At 59.0% G+C, this 22,009-nt stretch carries 28 protein-coding genes and 1 pseudogene; 24 read left to right on the top strand and 5 right to left on the bottom strand.

Annotation, left to right across the window (positions count from 1 at the left end):
- Positions 1–42: 42 nt before the first annotated feature.
- The 4 genes and pseudogenes from EXR36_03640 to EXR36_03625 all read right to left on the bottom strand — a co-directional run bounded on the left by EXR36_03640 (position 43) and on the right by EXR36_03625 (position 4,517).
- Complete coding sequence (locus EXR36_03640; protein ID MSQ58745.1) at positions 43–441, bottom strand: cupin; 399 nt, start codon at positions 439–441, stop codon at positions 43–45.
- A 363-nt stretch (positions 442–804) separates the two neighbouring features.
- Positions 805–2,214: pseudogene (locus EXR36_03635) on the bottom strand (general secretion pathway protein).
- Between the two features lie 12 nt (positions 2,215–2,226).
- A complete protein-coding gene (locus EXR36_03630) occupies positions 2,227–3,684 on the bottom strand; it encodes a sigma-54-dependent Fis family transcriptional regulator (protein ID MSQ58744.1) in 1,458 nt (485 codons plus the stop codon).
- A 77-nt stretch (positions 3,685–3,761) separates the two neighbouring features.
- The gene (locus EXR36_03625; GenBank protein ID MSQ58743.1) at positions 3,762–4,517 is read right to left on the bottom strand and encodes an ABC transporter ATP-binding protein; all 756 of its coding nucleotides are present in this window, start codon (positions 4,515–4,517) and stop codon (positions 3,762–3,764) included.
- A gap of 105 nt (positions 4,518–4,622) precedes the next feature.
- Here EXR36_03625 and EXR36_03620 point away from each other — a divergent pair, with 105 nt between their 5' ends.
- From EXR36_03620 to tatC, 21 genes are all read left to right on the top strand, one after another.
- On the top strand, positions 4,623–5,444 hold the full coding sequence (locus EXR36_03620; GenBank protein ID MSQ58742.1) for an ABC transporter ATP-binding protein: 822 nt from the start codon (positions 4,623–4,625) through the stop codon (positions 5,442–5,444).
- 8 nt (positions 5,445–5,452) lie between these two features.
- Positions 5,453–6,235 carry a lipid asymmetry maintenance ABC transporter permease subunit MlaE gene (gene mlaE / locus EXR36_03615; GenBank protein MSQ58741.1) on the top strand — a complete coding sequence of 261 codons (783 nt, stop codon included), beginning with the start codon at positions 5,453–5,455 and terminating at the stop codon, positions 6,233–6,235.
- A gap of 10 nt (positions 6,236–6,245) precedes the next feature.
- Positions 6,246–6,716, top strand: coding sequence for an outer membrane lipid asymmetry maintenance protein MlaD (mlaD, locus tag EXR36_03610; GenBank protein ID MSQ58740.1), 471 nt, complete (start codon positions 6,246–6,248; stop codon positions 6,714–6,716).
- Between the two features lie 25 nt (positions 6,717–6,741).
- Positions 6,742–7,371 carry an ABC transporter substrate-binding protein gene (locus tag EXR36_03605; GenBank protein MSQ58739.1) on the top strand — a complete coding sequence of 210 codons (630 nt, stop codon included), beginning with the start codon at positions 6,742–6,744 and terminating at the stop codon, positions 7,369–7,371.
- Positions 7,368–7,661 carry an STAS domain-containing protein gene (locus EXR36_03600; GenBank protein ID MSQ58738.1) on the top strand — a complete coding sequence of 98 codons (294 nt, stop codon included), beginning with the start codon at positions 7,368–7,370 and terminating at the stop codon, positions 7,659–7,661. Before EXR36_03605 ends, EXR36_03600 begins: the two co-directional genes overlap by 4 nt.
- Positions 7,662–7,664: 3 nt before the next feature.
- Positions 7,665–8,564, top strand: a complete 900-nt coding sequence (locus EXR36_03595; protein MSQ58737.1) for an ABC transporter ATP-binding protein — start codon at positions 7,665–7,667, stop codon at positions 8,562–8,564.
- Complete coding sequence (locus EXR36_03590; GenBank protein ID MSQ58736.1) at positions 8,561–9,316, top strand: metal-dependent hydrolase; 756 nt, start codon at positions 8,561–8,563, stop codon at positions 9,314–9,316. Before EXR36_03595 ends, EXR36_03590 begins: the two co-directional genes overlap by 4 nt.
- Before the next feature lie 23 nt (positions 9,317–9,339).
- Positions 9,340–9,582 (top strand): BolA family transcriptional regulator, encoded by a 243-nt coding sequence (locus EXR36_03585; GenBank protein ID MSQ58735.1) that lies wholly within the window; start codon positions 9,340–9,342, stop codon positions 9,580–9,582.
- Position 9,583: 1 nt separating this feature from the next.
- Positions 9,584–10,837, top strand: a complete 1,254-nt coding sequence (gene murA / locus EXR36_03580) for a UDP-N-acetylglucosamine 1-carboxyvinyltransferase (GenBank protein MSQ58734.1) — start codon at positions 9,584–9,586, stop codon at positions 10,835–10,837.
- 156 nt (positions 10,838–10,993) lie between these two features.
- Complete coding sequence (locus tag EXR36_03575; protein MSQ58733.1) at positions 10,994–11,644, top strand: ATP phosphoribosyltransferase; 651 nt, start codon at positions 10,994–10,996, stop codon at positions 11,642–11,644.
- On the top strand, positions 11,637–12,938 hold the full coding sequence (gene hisD, locus EXR36_03570; protein MSQ58732.1) for a histidinol dehydrogenase: 1,302 nt from the start codon (positions 11,637–11,639) through the stop codon (positions 12,936–12,938). The genes EXR36_03575 and hisD overlap by 8 nt, the downstream gene beginning before the upstream one ends.
- Positions 12,939–13,002: 64 nt before the next feature.
- Positions 13,003–13,590 carry an imidazoleglycerol-phosphate dehydratase HisB gene (gene hisB / locus EXR36_03565; GenBank protein MSQ58731.1) on the top strand — a complete coding sequence of 196 codons (588 nt, stop codon included), beginning with the start codon at positions 13,003–13,005 and terminating at the stop codon, positions 13,588–13,590.
- 11 nt (positions 13,591–13,601) lie between these two features.
- The gene (gene hisH / locus EXR36_03560; protein MSQ58730.1) at positions 13,602–14,246 is read left to right on the top strand and encodes an imidazole glycerol phosphate synthase subunit HisH; all 645 of its coding nucleotides are present in this window, start codon (positions 13,602–13,604) and stop codon (positions 14,244–14,246) included.
- A 161-nt stretch (positions 14,247–14,407) separates the two neighbouring features.
- The gene (hisA, locus tag EXR36_03555; protein ID MSQ58729.1) at positions 14,408–15,157 is read left to right on the top strand and encodes a 1-(5-phosphoribosyl)-5-[(5-phosphoribosylamino)methylideneamino]imidazole-4-carboxamide isomerase; all 750 of its coding nucleotides are present in this window, start codon (positions 14,408–14,410) and stop codon (positions 15,155–15,157) included.
- A gap of 46 nt (positions 15,158–15,203) precedes the next feature.
- Complete coding sequence (gene hisF, locus EXR36_03550) at positions 15,204–15,962, top strand: imidazole glycerol phosphate synthase subunit HisF (GenBank protein ID MSQ58728.1); 759 nt, start codon at positions 15,204–15,206, stop codon at positions 15,960–15,962.
- Positions 15,959–16,348, top strand: a complete 390-nt coding sequence (gene hisI, locus EXR36_03545; GenBank protein ID MSQ58727.1) for a phosphoribosyl-AMP cyclohydrolase — start codon at positions 15,959–15,961, stop codon at positions 16,346–16,348. Before hisF ends, hisI begins: the two co-directional genes overlap by 4 nt.
- A gap of 10 nt (positions 16,349–16,358) precedes the next feature.
- Complete coding sequence (locus tag EXR36_03540) at positions 16,359–16,682, top strand: phosphoribosyl-ATP diphosphatase (GenBank protein ID MSQ58726.1); 324 nt, start codon at positions 16,359–16,361, stop codon at positions 16,680–16,682.
- Between the two features lie 54 nt (positions 16,683–16,736).
- Complete coding sequence (locus tag EXR36_03535) at positions 16,737–17,087, top strand: histidine triad nucleotide-binding protein (GenBank protein ID MSQ58725.1); 351 nt, start codon at positions 16,737–16,739, stop codon at positions 17,085–17,087.
- Positions 17,088–17,136: 49 nt separating this feature from the next.
- Positions 17,137–17,361 (top strand): Sec-independent protein translocase subunit TatA, encoded by a 225-nt coding sequence (gene tatA / locus EXR36_03530; GenBank protein MSQ58724.1) that lies wholly within the window; start codon positions 17,137–17,139, stop codon positions 17,359–17,361.
- 33 nt (positions 17,362–17,394) lie between these two features.
- Positions 17,395–17,856 (top strand): twin-arginine translocase subunit TatB, encoded by a 462-nt coding sequence (tatB, locus tag EXR36_03525; protein MSQ58723.1) that lies wholly within the window; start codon positions 17,395–17,397, stop codon positions 17,854–17,856.
- A 36-nt stretch (positions 17,857–17,892) separates the two neighbouring features.
- Positions 17,893–18,642 carry a twin-arginine translocase subunit TatC gene (tatC, locus tag EXR36_03520; protein ID MSQ58722.1) on the top strand — a complete coding sequence of 250 codons (750 nt, stop codon included), beginning with the start codon at positions 17,893–17,895 and terminating at the stop codon, positions 18,640–18,642.
- Between the two features lie 13 nt (positions 18,643–18,655).
- Here tatC and EXR36_03515 read toward each other — a convergent pair whose 3' ends face one another.
- The gene (locus EXR36_03515) at positions 18,656–19,831 is read right to left on the bottom strand and encodes a Do family serine endopeptidase (protein ID MSQ58721.1); all 1,176 of its coding nucleotides are present in this window, start codon (positions 19,829–19,831) and stop codon (positions 18,656–18,658) included.
- Between the two features lie 236 nt (positions 19,832–20,067).
- On the opposite strand from EXR36_03515, the gene EXR36_03510 reads away from it, so the two are divergent.
- The 3 genes from EXR36_03510 (at position 20,068) to EXR36_03500 (ending at position 21,905) form a co-directional block, all read left to right on the top strand.
- Positions 20,068–20,496 carry a 50S ribosomal protein L13 gene (locus EXR36_03510; GenBank protein MSQ58720.1) on the top strand — a complete coding sequence of 143 codons (429 nt, stop codon included), beginning with the start codon at positions 20,068–20,070 and terminating at the stop codon, positions 20,494–20,496.
- A gap of 11 nt (positions 20,497–20,507) precedes the next feature.
- On the top strand, positions 20,508–20,903 hold the full coding sequence (locus EXR36_03505; protein ID MSQ58719.1) for a 30S ribosomal protein S9: 396 nt from the start codon (positions 20,508–20,510) through the stop codon (positions 20,901–20,903).
- 375 nt (positions 20,904–21,278) lie between these two features.
- Positions 21,279–21,905 (top strand): hypothetical protein, encoded by a 627-nt coding sequence (locus tag EXR36_03500; GenBank protein MSQ58718.1) that lies wholly within the window; start codon positions 21,279–21,281, stop codon positions 21,903–21,905.
- Positions 21,906–22,009: the final 104 nt, after the last annotated feature.

Here is a 22,009-nt window from a genome sequence, read left to right as displayed (position 1 = left end):
TTAACCAGCCGCCGCATCACAACACCGAGGTTGGAACGTAACCTACCCCGGCGCATCCACCACGCGCGTCTTGAAATCGGCCGGAGAAACGATCTCCAGCACTTCGTAATCCTCGGAACAATCGATCTCACGATGTCTGATGCCCGGGACCTGGTTGATGCAGTCGCCTTTGCGGATAGTTTTCACTCCCTGGCCTTCGTACTCGAAGGTGGCCCAGCCGTTGAGCACCAGCACAAACTGAAATGAGCAGTCGTGCACGTGCCACTCCTGCACTTTGTCCTTCGCCTTCTTACCGTTGTGGCGGATCAAGTGGGCGATGTAGTCGCCCTTGGTACCGTCCTTGATGCCCAAGTCGCGGTACTCGAAGATTTCCCGCAATCCCGGCGTCCATTTCGCGTCTTGCGCGAGGTTATGAACAAAATCCCAAGACTTCTTGCCCACCGTTTTGGCTTCACTCACGTTGTGCTCCTCCCCAATAATGCCCTTAATCTTATCGTACTTCGTGACATGTTCTTTCCCTCACCCTCGATCCCTCTCCCGGTGGGCGAGGGAAGCAACCCAAACCCCACCAGCGGATCTCCCATCCGAGTGAGTTGCTCGGCTCGCTCTTGTACATCGAAGAATCCAGGCTGCTTGGGTTTGGGTTGCTTCCTGCGTTTGTCTTTCTTCATCGGCCTCTGGATCACTTTGCGCTTCGAGGATTTTTATCACATCGATTCCATACGCACTACTCTAGAATGCTGAATTATTAGAGGTGCCCTATACACATGTTCGGTCCCATCGTCGTTTTCTCCAGTCCCTTGTTTAATTAGGCTGTCCAGGTTCACCGCTTGTGAGAACAGCCTCTAACCGAATGCCATCGACCGTACGGATGTACGGCCGGTTGATTCGCAGCCCCGGGGGAAGGGCGTCCAGGGCTTGCAATGCTTCCGCCCGGTTGAAGAAGGTTCCATACAACAGTGTGACCGAAGGCCCGCTACTTGTTCGGGTACGGTACACAAAGATTTTTTCCGGCTCAACCGACTTTTGCAATTCATCGAAATATCGGCGTAATAAACCCAGGTCGTTCGACCCCAGCAATTGAATGCCGAGGAGATTACCCGGTGTCTTGGCCAGCCATTCGTGCGTGGCCGAGAGACGCGATTCCAGAGGGTCGGAAAAGGCCTCGGCCCTTGAATTCGCGGAATTCGCGTTTACCGCCGGAGTTGACAGTGCGGATGGTGCCGGCTGGCTGGGAGCGGGCGCGGCCACGGCGGGTTGCGTATTTCGTGAAGTCGGGGGGGCGGCCGTGGCATTCCCGGGAGCTTTCGTGTCGTTCAGTGCGCGATAACCTACCCAGGCCATGGCTGCGACGATCAGGCACGTTGCCGCCATGAGCGCGATGCGCCAGCGGAACCCGGTTCCGGCGGCGAACTCGCTATCGGCGGCCGCCGCGTCCAAATGCTTCTTCTTGATGTTGTGTGTTCCGTCGGCGAAGGCCGCGAGCAAGGTCTTGTCGGCCAGGATGTTGATGCGCCGGGTCAACCCCTGGCTGGCTCTGGCCATCTGGCGGGCGATCTCGGGACTGAACAATTCGGGCCCGCGGTAGCCGGCCGCCCGTAAGCGGAAGGAGAGGTACTTATGCACATCGTCGATGCGCATGGGGCCAAGGGAAAAGCTGTGGGTGATGCGATCGCGTAGCTGGCGGATCTCGTTGCGGGCAAGATTGACGTCCAATTCCGGCTGTCCAAATAGCACGATTTGCAACAGCTTATGCTGCTTGGTTTAGAGATTGGAAAGCAGGCGAATTTCTTCAAGCGTGGGAATGGGCATGCTCTGCGATTCTTCCACGAACACCACGACCTGCCGCCCTTGCGCATGGCGCCCAAGCAAATATTCGTTCAAAGCATGCATGACTTCGAGCCGAGAAGCCTCCCTAGTGATGGGCAACTGTAGTTCGAAGCCTATGGCGTGAAGGATTTCCTCGGGCGATACGCTGGGGTTGGCCAAGTAGACGCCTTCCACGTGCTTGGGTAAACGTGCCTGCAGTACCCGGCACAGCATGGTCTTCCCGCTGCCGACTTCCCCCACGACTTTGACGATGCCCTCGCCTTGGGTGATGGCATAGACCAACGCCTCCAACACCGCGCCACGATTGGCGCCCTCGAAGAAAAAATCAGTGTCGGGGGTAATGCGAAAGGGCGGTTGGCTCAGGCCAAAATACGAGTAGTACATGGGCGGGAAGCATCATGACTGTGGTGCGCCGCCCGAACTTGCCGCCCCGCCACCAAAGGTCTGCATCCGGCTATATAGGGTTGTGCGATGCACGCCGAGTACCCTGGCCGCTTGGCTCAAGTTGCCATTGCTCAGCGCCATGGCGGCATCGATGAAGGTCTTTTCCCAGTGCCGGAGCAATGCGTAGAGACTGAAATCCTTGTGCGCTTGGAGGTAAGCTTTGGCCGACTCAAGAGCCGCGCCCGTCTCCCGCGGCAATACCAGCCAGCTGCTTTCCGAGGTGAAGGCGTCTGGATCCAGTTCGGCTTGCAATTGCTCCGTGTCGACGCACTGGCCGGGATACTTCGTGGCGAGCCGGATCACGATGTTGCGAAGCTCCCGCACGTTGCCTGGAAAGTCGTAGCGCATCCAAAGATCCGTTGCGCCCGCGTCGAAATCGAAGGGCGCGAGGCCGCTTTGCTTGGCGTAGAACGAGCAGAAAAATTCCGCCAACAAGCGCCGGTCCTCGCCCATTTCGCGAAGGGGCGGGACGTTGATCGTGAACACGCTCAACCGGTGATAAAGATCGACGCGAAAGCGGCCGGCCTTGGCTTCTTGCCGAAGATCTCGGTTAGTGGCGGCGATCACCCGTGCCTGGCTGAAACGGTTCTGTGTTTCGCCTACGCGCTGGTATTCGCCGTTTTCCAGCACGCGCAGCAGTTTCGCCTGCGAATCCAGAGGCAACTCGCCAATTTCATCCAGGAATAAGGTGCCATCCCGAGTGTCCTCGAAGAACCCGGCGCGCTGGATGGTGGCGCCGGTAAACGCCCCGCGCGCATGTCCAAATAGAGCGGCTTCCATCAGATTAGGCGCCATGGCCGCGCAATTCAGCGTGAGATAAGGCTTGCTCGCGCGCGGACTCTGGTTGTGCAGGGACACGGCCACAAGCTCCTTGCCGCTGCCCGATTCGCCTTCAATGAGCACGGAAAACGGGGGGCTGGCGTACTGCCGAATCTGCTGCCGAAGTTTCTCGACAGCGGGTCCTTTCCCAATCAGGCCATCCGCCTTTTGCTGTTTTTCCGCGGTGCGTTCGGCGGTGGCGATATTGCGCGCGCTGTGCAGCAAATCCTTGAGCCGCTCGGGCTCGCAGGGTTTCGAGACAAACTCGATCGCGCCCAATGTCCGCGCATGCTTGGCATTGCTTTCGTCGCTTTGGCCAGACAGCACCACGATCTTGATGCGCGGCGAATGCGCGAGCAATTCGGTGATGAGCTGAAAGCCTTCGTCCGGCTGATGCGGTTTCGGCGGCAGGCCCAAATCGATGAGAGCGAGTTCCGGCGGCGCGTCCAGTTGCCGCAACAGGCTTTTCACCTGCGGGCGCGACTCGGCGCAGAAGACATTGAAATCGCGGCTTAAGACGAATTGAAGCGTGTCGGTGATGAGCGGGTCGTCATCGACAATCAACAGATCGGGTTTCTTTGCATCTTTCATGCGGTTACCTGTTCGATCGAAACCAAGGCCAATTGTGCCAGATCATCCGCGGGGCCCGTTAACTCGTATAGTCCCGTTCATTTTCGTCCTTCCGAGATGCATTCAAGATAAGCGGCCTCCAAGGTGGGCGCGTTGAACTTCTCGCGCAATGCCTGGGGCGATCCCATGAATAGCAATCGTCCATGGTGCAACAACGCCATGCACTGGCACATTTCCTCGACATCCCCCAGCGAGTGGGACGTGAGCAACACAGAGCGGCCGCTGGCCACCGCGCCCCGTATCCGCGTCTTGAAAAGCGCCCGGGCCTTGGGGTCTAGGCCCGTTGTGGGTTCATCGAAGACCAGCAACTCCTTCTCGCTCAAGAAACACATGGCTAACCCGAGTTTCTGAGTCATGCCTTTCGAATAGTCGCGCACGGGCTTGCGCAGCGCGCTCTGATCTAGGTCCAGACCTTCAAGGATCGCGGCAGTCGCACCGGCGTCGTAGGGCCGCTCATGCAGCTTGAGCATGTAGCGCAGAAAATCCACTCCAGTCAGATAATAGGGAGGGACGAAGCGCTCCGGCAGGAAAGCGATCTTGGAGCGCGCGCGTGTCTCGCCGTAGGGAACACCGTATATCTCTATAGCGCCCGCATGTGCCGGGATGAAATCCAGCATGCATTTGAGCAAGGTGGTCTTGCCCGCGCCGTTTCCGCCAACCAAACCGAAACACTCTCCCGGCAGGACGTCGAAGCTCACGTCCTCCACGGCGAGGTGCGCACCGTAACGGCGGCTGGTATTGCGGAACCGAATGGCGGGCGGGCGGTCCGCGCTAGGAGTTTCTGGGGCTTCCATGATGGGGGCGAACAGTGCCGGGATTTTCCTTCGAATGCAACCGGCATACTAGAAATAGGCGGCGGGCTCGCATTGAATTAGAATGCCGCGCACCTTCAACGCGGAATGAACAGCGTGCCGGCAGGACAAGATAACGTCGTAGAAATCGATAACGTTCGTTTCGGCTACGGCTCTCGCGCAATTCTGAATGGAATTTCCATGTCCATTCCGCGCGGGAAGGTGGTGGCCATCATGGGTGGCAGCGGGAGCGGGAAAACGACGGTCCTGCGTTTGATCGGCGGGCAACTCAAACCCGGCGCCGGTCAGATACAGGTGATGGGTGAAGTCGTTCACCAATTGCCCCATGACGAACTGTACGCGTTGCGCCGCCGCATGGGTATGCTGTTTCAGTTTGGCGCTCTGTTCACGGATCTCACGGTGTTCGATAACGTGGCGTTCCCACTGCGTGAGCATTCCGGGTTGCCGGAATCCATGATTCGCGACTTGGTGCTCATGAAGCTCAACGCCGTTGGCTTGCGGGGCGCCCATGCGCTCAAGCCTTCGGAGTTGTCGGGCGGAATGGCGCGCAGGGTGGCCCTGGCCCGGGCCATCGCCCTGGATCCCATGCTGATGATGTACGACGAACCTTTCACTGGATTGGATCCCATTTCCGTGGGGGTCATCTCCAACCTCATCCGCAAGCTAAACGATGCCCTGGGTGCCACCTCGATTCTGGTGACCCACGATATCCACGGCTCCATGCCCGTGGTTGACTATGTCTATATCGTGGCGGCGGGAACCATCGTGGCGAAGGGCACGCCGCGGGAAATACTGAGTTCGGAAGATCTCTTCGTGAAGCAGTTTGTGCACGGACACCCCGACGGACCCGTCCCCTTTCATTATCCCTCGCTGCGGTACGCCGAGGATCTTGGCATGGCGGCACGATGATCAAAGCACTGGACAGCGGGGTGCGTCTGATTGGCCACCAGGTGGTCAATGGGGTGTGGCGCTTTGGCTCGGCCACACGCTTCATGGGGCAGGTAATCTCGCAAAGTTTGCTCGGTTTTCGCCGGCCGCGGTTGCTGTTGGACGAAGTGTTTTTTAGCGGCGTGCTGTCGCTCATCATCATCATTATCTCGGGCTTGTTCGTGGGTATGGTGCTGGGGGTGCAAGGCTATGAAACCTTGAAGCGCTACGGGTCGGCTGAAGCCCTTGGAACCTTGGTGGCACTGTCTTTGGTGCGCGAACTGGGCCCGGTGGTTTCCGCGCTGTTATTCGCCAGCCGCGCGGGCTCCGCCATGACGGCGAAGCTTGGACTCATGAAATCCAACGAACAACTCTCCGCCATGGAGATGATGGCGGTGGACCCCTTCGCGCGCGTGGTGTCGCCCATGTTCTGGGGCGGCTTTATCGCCATGCCTTTGTTGGCCGCCATCTTCAGCGCCATGGGCATTTTCGGGGGCTATCTGATCGGGGTGGTGATCCTCGGTGTGGATACGGGAGCCTTCTGGTCGCAAATGCAGGCCAATGTTGACCTACGCTACGACATCGTCAATGGCGTTATTAAGAGCGTGGTGTTCGGCGCGGCGGTCACGGCCATCGCTTTATTCGAAGGCTACGATTCGCCGCCCACCGCGGAGGGAGTGTCCTTCGCGGTGACGCGCACCGTCGTGACCTCCGCCTTGGCGGTGCTCGCGCTGGATTTCGTGCTGACCTCGTTCATGTTTACCGGAATATAAGGATCTCAAGATGTCACGTACCGCGGTCGATCTATGGGTGGGAATTTTCGTTACCGGGGGATTGATTGCCCTACTCGTGCTGGCTCTCAAGGTGGGCAATGCCAGCTCCGTCAGCGAAACCGGCGGCTACCGCGTTATCGCGGAATTCGACAATATCGGCGGCTTGAAGGTGCGCGCACCCGTCAAGAGCGCGGGCGTGGTCGTCGGGCGCGTGGAGCAAGTGCAGTTCGACAACAAGAAGTTCGTGGGGCGCGTTACCATGCTCATCGGCAAGAGTTACGAGTTTCCCAAGGATACGATCGCCTCGATACTGACGGCGGGTCTGTTGGGCGAGCAATATGTGGGGCTGGAGGGCGGCGGCGACGAGTTGCTTTTGAAGAACGGGGACACCATGAAGATGACGCAGTCCGCCGTGGTCTTGGAGAAGATAATCGGGCAATTCCTTTACAGCAAGGCCGCCGAGGGTAATTCGCAGAAATAGCCGGAAAATTCAAGCGAGGGTAAGAATGAATTTCAGCAGAAGAACGTTTGTTGTATGGGCCGGCATCGCGGCATTGTCGGTGTTCGCGCGCCTGAGCTTCGCGCAACTAGCACCCGACGCGCTGGTAAAGGGCGTGGCTGACGATGTCCTCAAGATTTTGAGTAAAAACGATACGGACGCCGCCACGGTGGCGAAGGCCATCGAGGAAAAAATCGTCATGCACTTCGATTTCGAGCGTATAGCGCGCTTGGCGGTGGGCAAGAGCTGGCGCCAAGCTACGCCGGAGCAACAGCAGAGCATCGTCGCGCAGTTCCGGGCGCTGCTGCTGCGCTCCTATACCACCGCTTACTCGGCGGCGCGGGGGGTGGTGGTGGACGTGAAGCCCGTCAAGCTGCAACCTACCGACGACGATGTACAAGTGAAGACCCAGATCCGCTTGCCCGGCGGTGCGCCCCCCATCAGCGTGGACTACAGCATGTTCAAGGCGCCGGACGCCTGGAAGGTTTACGACGTGACGGTGAACGAGGTGAGCCTGGTCAGCACCTATCGCAGCACTTTTTCCGAGCAGATCAAGCAAGGCGGCATCGATGGCCTCATCAAGGCATTGACCGAGATGAATAGCAGGCGCACCGCCGCCGCGCAAACCAAGAAGTGACCATCGAGAATAGGGATGGCCGTTACTGGGTAGCGGGCCCGGTGACGATTCGAAATGCCACGGCGTTGCGAGACGAGGGCCTTCGGCAATTCCAGCAACGGGGAGGCGGAGCCATCGAGGTGGATCTCTCCGCCGTCACTGAAGTGGATTCCTCTGCCTTGAGCATCCTCTTCGAATGGGCGCGAGTCCTTTCCCGCCAAGGTGGAACCGTACGGTTTCACAACCTTACTCAAAACATGCGCAGCTTGGCCTCGGTGTACGAGGTCCTCGATCTGTTACCCAGCGCTTAAAGCATGGCGGCCATCGAAGTGCAAGGCGCGTACAAGCGCTTTGGCCGTGTGCAGGCCTTGGACGGTGTGACGCTTACCGTGCAATCTGGCGAGTTCTTTGGCCTGCTGGGGCCCAATGGCGCGGGGAAAACGACGCTCATCAGCATCCTGGCGGGGCTCGCGCGCGCTGACCAGGGAAGCTTTAGAGTCGCCGGTCACGATGTGCGTACCGGTTACCAACAGGCGCGCAGGGCCTTGGGCGTGGTGCCGCAGGAATTGGTCTTCGATCCGTTTTTTTCCGTGCGCGAAACCTTGCGCATTCAATCGGGGTATTTCGGTTTGCGGAATAACGATGCGTGGATCGGCCACCTCATCGAGCGCCTCGACTTGCAGGACAAGGCGCATGCGAACATGCGATCCCTCTCGGGGGGCATGAAGCGCCGGGTGCTGGTGGCGCAGGCTCTGGTCCACAAGCCCCCGGTCATCATATTGGATGAGCCCACGGCAGGTGTGGACGTGGAGTTGCGCCAAGCCCTCTGGCAATTCGTTCGAGAACTCAATGTGGCCGGCCACACCATTGTGCTGACGACGCACTATCTGGAGGAAGCGGAAGCTCTATGCGGGCGCATCGCGATGCTCAAGCAGGGCCGCCTCGTCGCCCTCGACACGACGGCCAATCTCGTGCGCGGCTTGCCGGGGGTGCATTTGCGGTTGCGAACGGCGCAGGCTCGATTGCCGCCTGCTCTGCGCGCCAAGGTCACCGCGGAGCAGGAGGGCGGTTTTGTAATGAGCCTCAAAAGTTATGGGGAAATCGAAGCGACTCTCGCCGCGCTACGGGAAGCCTCGGTAGAAGTGCTGGAAATGGAAGTGTTGCAGGCGGATCTGGAAGAAGTATTCGTGCGCATGATGGCCAAGGCGGCATGAGCGGATTTTCGACCCTGCTGTACAAGGAGCTGTTGCGCTTCTGGAAGGTGGCGTTTCAAACCGTGGTCGCCCCCGTGCTCACGGCCTTGCTCTACCTCCTCATTTTTTCCCACGTTCTGGAGGGGCGCGTCGAAATCTATCCCGGAGTGGGCTATACGGCCTTCCTGATCCCGGGCCTCGCCATGATGTCATTGCTGCAAAACGCCTTTGCCAACAGCTCGTCGAGCTTGATCCAGTCCAAGGTGACGGGCAACATCGTATTCCTTCTGCTCACGCCCCTGACCCCGGGAGCCACCTTCCTCGCCTACGTCCTGGCCGCCACCTTGCGCGGGATAACGGTATGCGTGGGCGTGGTACTGGGGACCATGTGGCTGACTCAGCTTCCCCTGGTGCATCCCCTCTGGGCGCTTGCGTTTGCCATCGGCGGTGGTGCTATCCTCGGCGCTCTGGGACTGGTGGCCGGACTGTGGGCGGATAAGTTCGATCAGATGGCTGCATTCCAGAATTTCATCATCGTGCCGCTCACATTTCTCTCCGGCGTGTTCTACTCCATCCACTCCCTGCCCGCTTTCTGGCAGGGGATTTCGCATTTGAACCCGTTCTTCTACATGATCGATGGCTTTCGCTTCGGCTTTTTCGGAATGAGCGATGTGCCCCCGGCGAAAAGCCTGGCCATCGTGGCGGTATGTCTGGTGCTGCTCAGTGCCTTCACTTTGCATCTCATTCGAACGGGCTACAAATTGCGCCATTAGCAAAGTAGCGAAAGGAGTATCCCTTGGTATCACCGGAAGACGTCAAGAAGTACATCTTGGAAGGCTTAGCGTGCGAACACGTCGAAGTGGGCGGCGACGGCCATCACTTCGAAGCGGTCATCGTGTGCGAGGCGTTTCGTGGCAAGAACCGCGTGCAGCAGCACCAATTGGTCTACAAGGCATTGGGAGACCGCATGCGCCAGGAGATCCACGCGCTCTCCATGAAGACCTTGACGCCCGACCAATGGGCACGGGAAGCGAACTAATTTGGACAAGTTGCTGATCGAAGGCGGAGAGCGCCTCACCGGCGAGGTACGCGTTTCCGGCGCCAAGAACGCCGCGCTGCCCATCCTGTGCGCTTCACTCCTCACCCCGGAGACTTTGCGGGTGCAAAACGTGCCGCACCTGCGCGATGTCACGACCAATCTAACCCTCTTGGGGCAGATGGGCGTGGAGGTGGAACTCGACGAGAAGTTGGGCGTGTGCTTGACCGCGGCCAATGTCCATTCTCCGGTGGCGCCTTACGAGTTGGTGCGCACCATGCGGGCATCGGTGCTCGTCCTTGGCCCCTTGGTGGCGCGTTTCGGCGATGCCAAGGTGTCATTGCCTGGCGGTTGCGCCATCGGGCTGCGGCCCGTCGACCAGCATATCAAGGGCCTTCAGGCCATGGGTGCCGAAGTCAGCATCGAGCATGGCTACGTGCATGCCCAGGCAAGGAGACTCAAGGGCGCGCGTATCGTGATGGACTTGGTGACCGTCACCGGTACGGAAAACCTCATGATGGCCGCCACGCTGGCGCAAGGCACCACCGTGCTGGAGAACGCCGCGCGCGAGCCCGAGGTCGTGGACTTGGCCCGCTGCCTGATCGCCATGGGCGCCAAAATCAGCGGGGAAGGTTCCGACGTGATCACCATCGAAGGGGTGGCGCGCCTGGGGGCGGCCACCCATGGAGTCATGCCCGATCGCATTGAAATGGGGACTTTCCTGGTGGCAGGTGCCATTACTCAGGGCGATATTCGCCTGCGCGATACCCGGCCTGGGCTGGCGGACGCGGTGCTGGCGAAGTTGCGCGAAGCGGGCGCCCAGGTGGAAGAAGGCGCGGACTGGGTGGGTGTGCGCATGACGGGCAAGCCCAAGGCCGTAAGCCTTAGAACGTCACCTTTCCCGGCCTTCCCCACGGACATGCAAGCGCAGTTCATGGCGCTGAATTCCGTGGCCGAGGGTACAGCGGTGATGACCGAAACCATCTTCGAAAACCGCTTCATGCACGTGCAGGAACTGCGGCGCCTGGGCGCGCGGATCGACGTTGAGGGCAATACTGCCATCATCCGTGGTGTTTCGCAATTGGAGGGCGCCAGCGTGATGGCGACGGACTTGCGGGCCTCTGCCTGCCTGGTGCTGGCAGGCTTGGTGTCCAATGGGCAGACACTTGTCGACCGCGCCTACCACCTCGACCGCGGCTATGAGTGTATCGAAGAAAAGCTCGGTCAATTGGGTGCGCGAATAAGGCGCACCCGGTGACCGAGCTTTCGGTGAAGGCTAACCCACGCGGTTTTGTGCGGGTTAAGGTTGCCCCTCGCGGGCAACCGGCCGGAGCCAAAAGCCCTTCGGTGGGTGCGCGCATAAGGCGCACCCGGTGAGCGGGATAGAATTGTCCTTTATGTAGCCGAACTCGAAGTGAATCAAGTCACCATCGCCCTATCCAAGGGCCGCATCTTTACCGAAACCTTGCCTTTGCTGGCGGCGGCCGGAATCCGGCCGAGCGAGGATCCGGAGTCCTCTCGCAAACTTGTGATTGGAACCAACCGCGCGGACGTTCGCATCGTCATCGTGCGGGCCACCGATGTTCCCACCTACGTGCGTTATGGTGCCGCGGATCTTGGGATCGCGGGCAAGGATGTGCTGCACGAACACGGTTCCGAAGGGCTCTACCAGCCTCTCGATCTAGCCATCGCGCGTTGCAAGATGGTCGTGGCGGCACCGGAGGATTTCGACTATGCCCAAGCCGTGCGCCGGGGTGCGCGGCTCAAGGTGGCGACCAAGTATGTAAAGACGGCGCATGAGCACTTTGCGGCAAAAGGCGTGCATGTGGATCTCATCAAGTTGTACGGATCCATGGAATTGGCGCCCTTGGTGGGGTTGGCCGACGCCATCGTCGACTTGGTGAGCACTGGCGGCACCTTGAAAGCCAACCGGCTGCGGGCGGTGGAGGACATCATGGCGGTGAGCGCGCGCTTGATCATTAACCAAGCGGCGCTGAAGGTGAAAAGCGCGCTCATTGCTCCATTGCTCTCGGCATTCGAAGCGACCGCGGCCAAGAATGCTTGAGGTTTCCTTGTTACGCAGCGATGCGCCGGGTTTCGATGCGGCCTTGGGGAGATTGCTGGCTTTCGAAGCGTCTCTGGACGAGGGCATCGAATCGGCCGTGCGCGCGATCCTCGCGGATGTGAAAAGCCGGGGTGACCAGGCTGTGCTGGACTACACGCGGCGCTTCGACGGCGTCGCTGCCCAGGACATGGGCGCGCTGTGCATCCCGAAGGCGGAGTTGGAGGCTGCCTTCGCGGGCTTGCCCCATGCCCAACGCGATGCGCTTGTTCAAGCCGCCGGGCGCATACGTAGCTACCACGAGAGACAGGTGCAAGAGTCGTGGAGTTTCACCGATGGGGACGGTAACAAACTGGGACAGAAAGTCACGGCCCTGGAGCGAGTGGGTCTCTACGTTCCAGGAGGCAAGGCAGCTTATCCTTCGACGGTGATGATGAATGCATTGCCCGCAAAGGTGGCGGGCGTGGCGCGGATCATCATGGTGGTTCCCACCCCTGGCGGAAATCGTAATGCCCTGGTACTGGCTGCGGCGGCCTTGTGCGGCGTGGACCAAGTCTACGCCATCGGTGGTGCGCAAGCCATCGGCGCGCTGGCGTACGGAACCACGAGCATTCCCCAGGCGGACAAGATCGTCGGCCCAGGTAATGCATACGTCGCATCAGCGAAGCGCCAGGTGTTCGGAACCGTTGGCATCGATATGTTGGCGGGCCCCAGCGAAATCCTGGTGCTAAGCGATGGCACGGGCAATCCCGATTGGGTGGCCATGGATTTATTTTCGCAAGCCGAGCACGACGAAGTGGCGCAGGCCGTCCTGCTTTGCCCGGATGCCAACTTCATCGATGCCGTGCACGCGAGCATGGCGCGCCAGATTCACGACATGCCGCGAGCGGGCATTATCCGAAAATCTCTCAAGAATCGTGGGGCGTTGATACAGGTTCGAGATCTCAATGAGGCCTGCGAGATCGCCAACCGAATGGCGCCCGAGCACTTGGAATTGAGCTTGGCGGATCCCGAGGCATGGCTCGGCAAGATTCATAACGCGGGCGCGATCTTCCTGGGCCATTACGCCTCCGAGGCTCTGGGCGATTACTGCGCGGGGCCAAATCACGTGCTTCCCACGGCTCGCACGGCGCGATTTTCTTCGCCTCTTGGCGTCTACGATTTTCAGAAGCGCACCAGCATCATTCAGGTTTCGCGCGAAGGTGCCGACAAGCTGGGAAGGGTGGCCAGCGAACTGGCGCGTGGCGAAGGCTTACCGGCGCACGCCAAATCCGCGGAATACCGGCTGCATCACTAAGGCGTAGCGGCTGGCGCTACGTTCGATCCCCTATAATGGCGTTGCATACCCAACAGGTTCCTTCATGCGTGAAGCGCAGGTAGTTCGCAATACCATCGAGACGCAGATCTCGGCCAGGCTTAATCTGGACGGCACGGGCCGTTCCAAATTATCGACAGGGATCGGATTCTTAGATCACATGCTCGACCAGGTGGCGCGCCATGGTTTGATGGATCTGGAGATAGACGCCAAGGGCGATTTGCACATCGACGCGCACCACAGCGTCGAAGATGTGGGAATCACGCTGGGCCAGGCTTTCGCCAAGGCCGTGGGCGACAAGGTGGGACTACGCCGCTACGGCCACGCCTACGTGCCCTTGGACGAAGCCTTGAGCCGGGTCGTGGTCGATCTATCGGGGCGGCCGGGACTGGAATACCACATCGATTTTTCGCGCAGCTTGATCGGCGCGTTCGATGTGGATCTGACCCGGGAATTCTTTCAAGGCTTCGCCAATCACGCCTTGGTTACCTTGCACATCGACAATCTGAAGGGTCGTAATGCCCACCACCAGGCCGAAACCGTGTTCAAGGCCTTTGGGCGGGCGCTGCGCATGGCGGCCGAACCCGACCCGCGCATGCAGGGACAGCTTCCGTCCACCAAGGGGGCGCTCTAGCCGTATCCCCCATGTCGTACGTGGCGATCGTCGATTACGGTATGGGCAATCTGCGCTCCGTGGCCAAGGCCGTTGAGCACGTGGCCTCCCATGGAAGCGTCCAAGTAACGAGCGATGCCAATGTGGTTGCGGCCGCCGAAAGGGTGATCTTTCCTGGGCAAGGGGCCATGCCCGATTGCATGCGCGAACTGAAGGCGCGCGGATTGCGAGAAACGGTCATCGAAGCGGCACGCAGCAAACCTTTCCTGGGAATATGCATCGGTCTTCAGATGCTGTTCGGCATAAGCGAGGAAGGAGACCAACCCGGCCTTGGGCTTCTCGCCGGCAAAGTCGTGCGATTTCCCGCTAACGCGCGTTCGCCCGGCGGCGAAAAACTCAAGGTGCCTCACATGGGCTGGAACGAGGTGGAACACACCCGGCCGCATCCGCTGTGGGAAGGCATCGTCAATGGCTCGCGGTTCTACTTTGTGCACAGCTACTACCCGGTGCCCGCCGATGAGACGCTCATCGTGGGTTGCACGACCTATGCTTCACGCATAGCTTGTGCGGTGGCCAGAAGCAATTTATTCGCTGTCCAGTTCCATCCCGAGAAGAGCCAGGCGGCCGGTCTACGCCTGCTCGGCAATTTCTTGAGTTGGGATGGGCGCGCCACGTAAGATCCGGACTGTTGTATGATGCCCTTGCTTATCGTCACGACTTCTCAGCGCACGCACTCGGCCCGCCCCTATAACGCTTCGCGAACCACGAGTATGGTAATCCGCTCCGCGCGTGATGCTTCCCGCGTACTTGCCTTGCCTCGCTGACCGTACGACATCCCATGCTCATCATTCCCGCAATAGATCTCAAGGACGGGCACTGCGTTCGCCTCAAACAAGGCGATATGGGCAGTGCCACGGTGTTCTCCGAAGACCCGGCCGCCATGGCAAAAGTCTGGGCGAGCCAAGGTGCCCGCAGGCTTCATCTCGTGGATCTGAACGGAGCCTTCGCGGGCAAGCCCAAGAACGAGCCAGCCATCAAAGCCATCGTGAGCGCTCTGGGAGAAGAGATTCCGGTGCAACTGGGAGGCGGTATTCGCGATCTGGACACGGTGGAGCGCTATCTCGACGATGGCATCGAATACGTCATCATCGGCAGCGCGGCAGTGAAGACGCCGGGATTTCTGCACGACGCCTGTTATGCCTTTCCTGGGCACATCATGGTGGGCCTAGACGCCAAGGATGGCAAGGTTGCGGTGGATGGGTGGTCCAAGGTCACCGGCCACGACGTGATCGATCTGGCCAAGAAGTTCCAAGACTATGGTGTCGAGGCCATCATCTACACGGACATTGGGCGCGACGGCATGATGACTGGCGTCAACGTGGACGCGACGCTGGAGCTGGCCAAGGCGCTTTCCGTACCCGTGATCGCCAGCGGTGGCATCAACAGTTTGGAAGATATTCGCGCCTTGTGTGGCATCGAATCCGAGGGTGTTACCGGTGCCATCAGCGGACGCGCGCTCTATCAGGGCACCCTGGATTTTGCCAAGGCGCAGAAATTAGCGGACGAGTTGAGTCCCAAAACCCCCTGAGCGCACACGTGCCCAAGCGCGGGCGCGCAGCTTACCAACGAAGACCATGAGTTTGGCCAAACGCATCATCCCCTGCCTGGACGTCGATCGAGGACGCGTGGTCAAAGGCATCAATTTCGTGGGTCTGCGCGATGCCGGCGACCCGGTGGAAGTGGCGCGGCGTTACGATGAGCAAGGGGCTGATGAACTGTGTTTCCTGGACATCACCGCCAGCTCGGACGGGCGTGGGTTAATTCTCGGCATCATCGAGAAAGTGGCTGCCCAGGTGTTCATTCCCCTGACCGTGGGCGGTGGGGTGCGCACCGTGGAGGATGTGCGGCGCTTGCTCAATGCGGGCGCCGACAAAGTGAGCATCAATACCGCGGCCTTGCTCAATCCGGACTTGGTGGCGCAGACGAGCGGCAAGGTCGGCTCGCAATGCATCGTGGTGGCGATCGATGCGAGACGAGCCGGGACATCTTGGGAAGTATTCACGCACGGAGGCCGCAAGAGCGCGGGGCGCGACGCCATTGAGTGGGCGCGGCGCGCAAGTACACTGGGAGCGGGCGAAATTCTACTCACCAGCATGGATCGCGACGGAACACGGGATGGATTCGATATCGAGCTCACGCGTGCGGTCTCCGATGCGGTGCCAATACCCGTGATCGCCAGCGGTGGCGCCGGAAATCTCGATCACCTTGCCCAAGGGATTTTATCGGGCCGCGCCGATGCCGTGCTCGCGGCCAGCATCTTTCATTACGGCGAATACACGGTAGGGCAAGCCAAAGCCCATATGGCGCAACGCGGAATCGAGGTCCGCCTGTGAGTGGCGATTGGCTAGACGAAATCGTGTGGACCGAGGAGGGGCTATTACCCGCCATCGCCCAAGATGCCGCGACAGGCCGCGTCCTGATGTTCGCTTGGATGAACAAAGAGTCCTTGCGGATTACGGTAACAACCGGCGAGGCCGTGTACTGGTCCCGGTCGAGGAACCGGCTTTGGCGCAAGGGCGAGGAGTCGGGGCACGTACAAAAGGTCAAGGCAATACGCCTCGACTGCGATGGCGACGTAATTCTGTTGCGCGTGGAGCAAGCGGGCGGCATCGCTTGCCACACGGGGAGAGAAAGCTGTTTTTTTCGCGAACTGAAGAACGGCGAATGGAGCGTGGTGGATCCCCAGATCAAAGCCCCTGAGAAGATTTACCGGCCCTGAAGGAGGCGCCATGACCGATCAAACCATTTTGTTCCGGGTGGCGCAGGCCATCGAATCCCGCAAACAGGCGGATCCTTCCACGTCCTACGTGGCCAAACTCTTCAGCAAGGGCCATGATGCGATTCTGAAGAAGATCGGCGAGGAGAGCGCCGAAACCCTGCTCGCGTCCAAAGACGGTGATAAACTGCACATCGTTCGTGAAGTGGCCGATCTGTGGTTTCATAGCATGGTTTTGCTCGCATACCACGGGTTAGCCCCGGACGACGTGTTGGCCGAGTTGCAGCGCAGAGAGGGGATTTCCGGAATTGACGAGAAAGCTTCACGCGGCACTTAGGGCCTAGGACTCGGGGCAGGGGTTATCTCCCGCCTCACTTGCGCGGAAGCCAGCATGGATGCTTGTATTTTTTGCAGGATAGTTCGCGGCGAAATCCCCATCCGGAAAGTCTACGAGGACGATGCGGTATTGGCGTTTCACGATATTCACCCAGTGGCGCCAGTGCATTTCCTCTTGATTCCCAAAGAGCACGTGGAGTCGCTGGCGGTCGTGGAGGAGCGTCACGCAAGCACGCTGGGACGGATGATGTGCTTGGCCCCCACGCTGGCGAAGGAGCAAGGGTCGGACGATGGATTTCGTTTGATCGTAAACACGGGTAGAGTAGGGCGCCAGGAAGTGGCACACGTCCATTTGCATGTGCTGGGTAGTAAACAGCCCTTGCCCGCCATGATTTATCGCACCTAGACCGTTCTTGCGTTGCGTTTTGTGAAGGTGAAAGCGAAGGAGGAGAGCAATGGGTTCATTTAGTATTTGGCACTGGTTGATCGTGCTGGTGGTAGTGTTGTTGATCTTCGGGACCAAGAAGCTGCGCAACATCGGGGCGGACTTGGGCGGCGCGGTCAAGGGCTTCAAGGAGGGCATGAAGACCGAGGAGGATAAAACGCTACAAGCCAAGATCGAAGAGGATAAGGCGGGGCAAACCATCGAGGGCGAGGTCAAAGAGCGCTCGAAAGCCTGATCGTTCCAAAGCCTAGTTCTCCTCGCCCCGACCATGTTCGATATTGGATTCTCGGAGTTGGCCGTCATCGGAGTGGTGGCGTTGGTCGTGATCGGCCCCGAACGCTTGCCACGGGTCGCGCGCACCGCTGGGCATCTCCTCGGACGCTTTCAACGCTATGTTACGCAGGTTAGGACGGATATCAGCCGCGAGATGGATTTGGCGGATCTGAAGAAAATTCAGACAGAAGTCGAATCCGCGGCGAAGGGGATACAAAGCTCCGTGACCGCAACCTTTGGCGAGGCGCAAAAGGATCTCGCGGGCGCGGGCGAGGAAATCAAGAAGGCCGGAGAGGCCATTCAACAAACGGCATCGGGGGTCAATCTCATGGCGGGTTGGCCCTACCAGCAAGCATCTTCGGATGCCGCCGCCGAGGCGGCCCCCGTGGAAACGCAATCTGCACAGTTAGAACTTGGGCTAGATGCCTCCGCGGGCGCGGACAGCCGCAAAGCGTAACTGCCTCCAATCCAATTGAGTGTATAGCGCAACACCGTGAGTGAATTTAGCGGCGAGTCGTTCTTTTCCCATTTGATCGAGCTGCGCAACCGCCTCGTGCGCGCCTTGCTCGCGCTGTTGATCGTATTCCTTTGCATTGCCTTCTGGGCATCGGACTTGTACGACCTATTGGCGTTTCCGATGATGACGGCTTTGCCGGAGGGCACCAAGATGATCGCCACCGGCGTGGTGACTCCGTTCTTGGTGCCTATCAAGGTGGCTCTGCTGGTGGCCTTCATGATCGCGCTACCGTACATCTTGTACCAAGCCTGGGCCTTTGTGGCCCCCGGGCTCTATAGCCACGAAAAGAAGCTTGTGTTTCCGCTGGTGATCGCAAGCACCTTGCTGTTTTATCTGGGCATGGCGTTTTGTTATTTCTTCGTCTTCAACACGGTCTTCAAGTTCGTTTATTCGTTCGCGCCCAAGAGCATCACCGTTGCGCCGGATATCGAGAATTACCTGAGCTTCGTCATCACCATGTTCTTGGCCTTCGGCGTTACCTTCGAGGTTCCCATCGCCCAGATCGTGCTGGTCAAGATCGGTTTCGTGACTGTCGAGAAACTGAGGGAAATTCGTCCTTACTTCATCGTCGCGGCGTTCATCGTCGCCGCCGTGGTCACCCCGCCCGATGTGGTGTCCCAACTTCTCCTGGCGTTCCCCTTGTGCATCTTGTACGAGGCCGGGATCATCGTCGCCGCAATTCTGGTTCGCTCCTCCTCCTCTGCCCGTACCGAATATCAAGAATAGCCCAGCAAGTGCGTTATTCTTCCTCCTCGTGAGGCTGGGGCGCCGGTCTTTTCCCGACCAGTACTTTGAGCTCGACGGGTTTACCATGGCGCAGCAACTTCACCGAGGTTGTCTTGCCTGGTGCCACCGCGGCAATGACATTGAGAATGACCGAGCTGTCCGGGAGCGGTTTCCCATCTACCGATAGCAATACGTCTCCGGGCCGGATGCCAGATTTCGCCGCGGGGCTGCCCGGCATGACGCTCGCGATCAGAACGCCCTTCGTATCTGGAAGCTGGAAGGATTCCGCTAGCTCGGAATTCAGGTCTTGCACTCCCACGCCGATCCAGCCTCGTGTCACCGAGCCGGATTGAATGATCTGCTCCATCACTTGGCGCGCCAAGCTCACGGGGATGGCGAAACCGATTCCCATGGATCCGCCAGTTCCCGAGTAGATGGCGGTATTGATCCCGACGAGGTGCCCCGAGGCGTCGATGAGCGCCCCACCCGAGTTCCCCGGATTGATTGCGGCATCCGTTTGAATGAAGTTCTCGAATGTATTGATTCCCAGGTGGCTACGCCCCAAGGCGCTCACGATCCCCATCGTGACTGTCTGTCCCACGCCAAACGGATTACCAATGGCCAGTACCACATCGCCAACCTGGAGCTTGTCCGATTGCGCGAAGGTGACCACGGGCAAGTCGCCCAAATTGATCTTGAGCACCGCAAGATCGCTTTCAGGATCCACGCCCACGACCTTGGCCAGAGCTTGCCGGCCGTCGTTCAGGGCCACTTGAATTTCGTCGGCCGCCTCCACCACATGGTTGTTGGTAATCACATAGCCCTCCACGCCCACGATGACCCCCGATCCTAGACTGGAGGATCGCTGCGCCTCGCTTTCTGGTTCGCCGAAAAAGCGGCGGAATAAGGGGTCGTCCATGAGGGGATGCTTCGGGCGCCGCATCTCCTTGCTGGTAAAGATATTGACTATGGAGGGAACAGCTGCCCTCACGCCTCCATGATAGGAAACCGATGACGACGTGGCTGTGCCTCCGGAGCCCGCCGCTCCGCTCTCACGAATCGTCACGACGCTGTTGCCCGAGCCCATCGTGCGGACTGGCAGGAGGTCGGGGCGCAAAGTGGTGACCACGAGTAACAGAGCCAGCGCCACGGTCACACACTGTGCGAAAATGAGCCAAAGCTTATTCATATCAGGAAAACCTTGAGAGAGGGAATTAAGCCAAGGATGGAGTCATCCCCTAAACCTTTGATTATGCAATATGGCTATGGCCAAAGAAAAGGGAAAAAGTAGGGGCCGGGAAGAGGCCGCAGCATTACAAGGGTTGCCATCGCAGATGAGGCGAAATAATCGGCTTTGACACCATTGCACCCAATCAATTACACTGCGCGCCCTTTTCAAAGCTGTACGCTCTCTGCTGGGTACCAATGAAGACCTTTTCGGCAAAACCCCATGAAGTAAGGCGCGACTGGTTGATCGTGGACGCGAAAGATCGCGTGCTTGGCCGCCTCGCGACCGAGGTCGCGAAGCGCCTTCGCGGCAAGCATAAGCCTGAATACACGCCCCACGTCGACACTGGCGATTACATTGTCGTGGTGAACGCCAGTCATATTCGAGTGACCGGTAATAAGGCCGAGGCGAAGACTTACCACCGGCATAGCGGACAGCCAGGTCAAATGCACACCGCCACCTTCACCGAGATGAAGGCCAAGTCACCGGAGCGAGTGATAGAAATCGCGATCAAGGGCATGCTGCCCAAGGGCCCTCTGGGCAGTGCGATGTTTCGAAAACTCAAGGTGTATCCAGGCACCGACCATCCGCATGTTGCGCAGCAGCCCAGAGAACTGAAGATATAAGAGGCATCCATATGGCAACACCAGAGAACTATTACGGCACGGGACGGCGTAAGACGTCGGTGGCCCGTGTGTATCTGCGCGCGGGAGCGGGTGGAATTGTCGTTAATGGAAGGCCGGTAGATGAGTTTTTCTCCAGAGAAACCGGTAGGATGATTGTTCGCCAGCCCCTTCAAGTCTCTAACCACCTTACGACCTTCGACATTTCCGTCAATGTGTCTGGGGGCGGAGAAAGCGGCCAGGCGGGGGCGGTGCGCCATGGAATCGCCCGCGCGTTGGTGAACTACGATGCCGCATTGAAGCCTGCTCTGCGCAAGGCGGGGCTGGTTATCCGTGACGCGCGTGAAGTGGAGCGCAAAAAAGTTGGCTTCCACAAGGCACGCCGCCGGAAGCAATTCTCGAAGCGGTAGATATCGAGCAAATCTCAAAAAGCCGCCCATGGGCGGCTTTTTTGTTTGTATCTATCGTGAATAGGTGGATAGCGCAGGGGTAGCTGAACGATTTTGGTTCTGGCTACACCGGCTTAGGGGTTAATGACTCGTGCATATGCACAACGTGGCATGCGCCGTGCCTACCTCGGACCTGCTGGCCTGGTTATGGATACTGGTGAACCATGACATCCCCGTGTAATTGACCCGCTGCCCGCTGGCCGGCCTGAAAATGAAGACGTTGCAAGGATAATGGCACTTCTTACCGCCACAAGAAAATTCGGGATATCCGCACCGAGGGTCGCGGTTCATACGCAGTTGCCTTGGTATTGGCGATGGGCCCTCATAGCCATAACCGTGGTGATAGTGGTTGGTTTGGCGTGGGCCACGTTCCTTTTAGGGCAAACCTTTGCCTTCAAGCCGTTCGATCCCAATGCCGCCACACGTGAAACCGTGGAACAGGCACTCGCGAGAGTTCAGCGGGAAAATCAGGACCTTAGAACGCAATTGGCCGCCCTCGAACAAAAAGTCCGGATTGATGGAGCGACCCATCAAACCCTGTCTGACCAACTCAAAGTCATGACGGAGCAAAACGCTACACTCAAGGAAGAGCCGGGGTTTTTCCAGGCGATTAGCAGAGACTCCGCCGGGATCAGCGTTCAGCGGTTAACTGTCGGTGGCACGGGCGGGCCCGGCGAGTTCCGGTACCGGCTCTTGGTGGTTCAGTCCAAACAACGGGCTGAGCATTTTCGGGGGCATATTGAGTTAGTGGTCAATTTGGTCGATAAAGGAGTTCAGCGAACCCTGGTATTCCCAAAACCCGGAGAGAAAACTCAACCCTACACCTTGGGGTTCAAGTTTTTCCAGCGCATCGAGGGGGTGTTCAAGGTCCCGCCGGAGGCAAAAATTACTCGTGTCGAAGCGCGCATCTACGAGGCAGGCAAAGAAACACCTTATTCGTCTCAAGCCGCCTCAATGACATAGGAGGTTAGTATGTTTAAGAAGGAAGCATCCAAGCGGCAGCAGACACGGATCGAGTGTTTGATTGTGGGTACGACATTCATCGAAGGAAGCGTCGCTTTCAGCCG

The sequence above is a fragment of the Betaproteobacteria bacterium genome, assembly GCA_009693245.1.
Lineage (GTDB): Bacteria > Pseudomonadota > Gammaproteobacteria > Burkholderiales > SHXO01 > SHXO01.
Note: the sequence above shows the minus strand (reverse complement) of the source record. Positions and strands in the feature narration are given on the sequence as shown.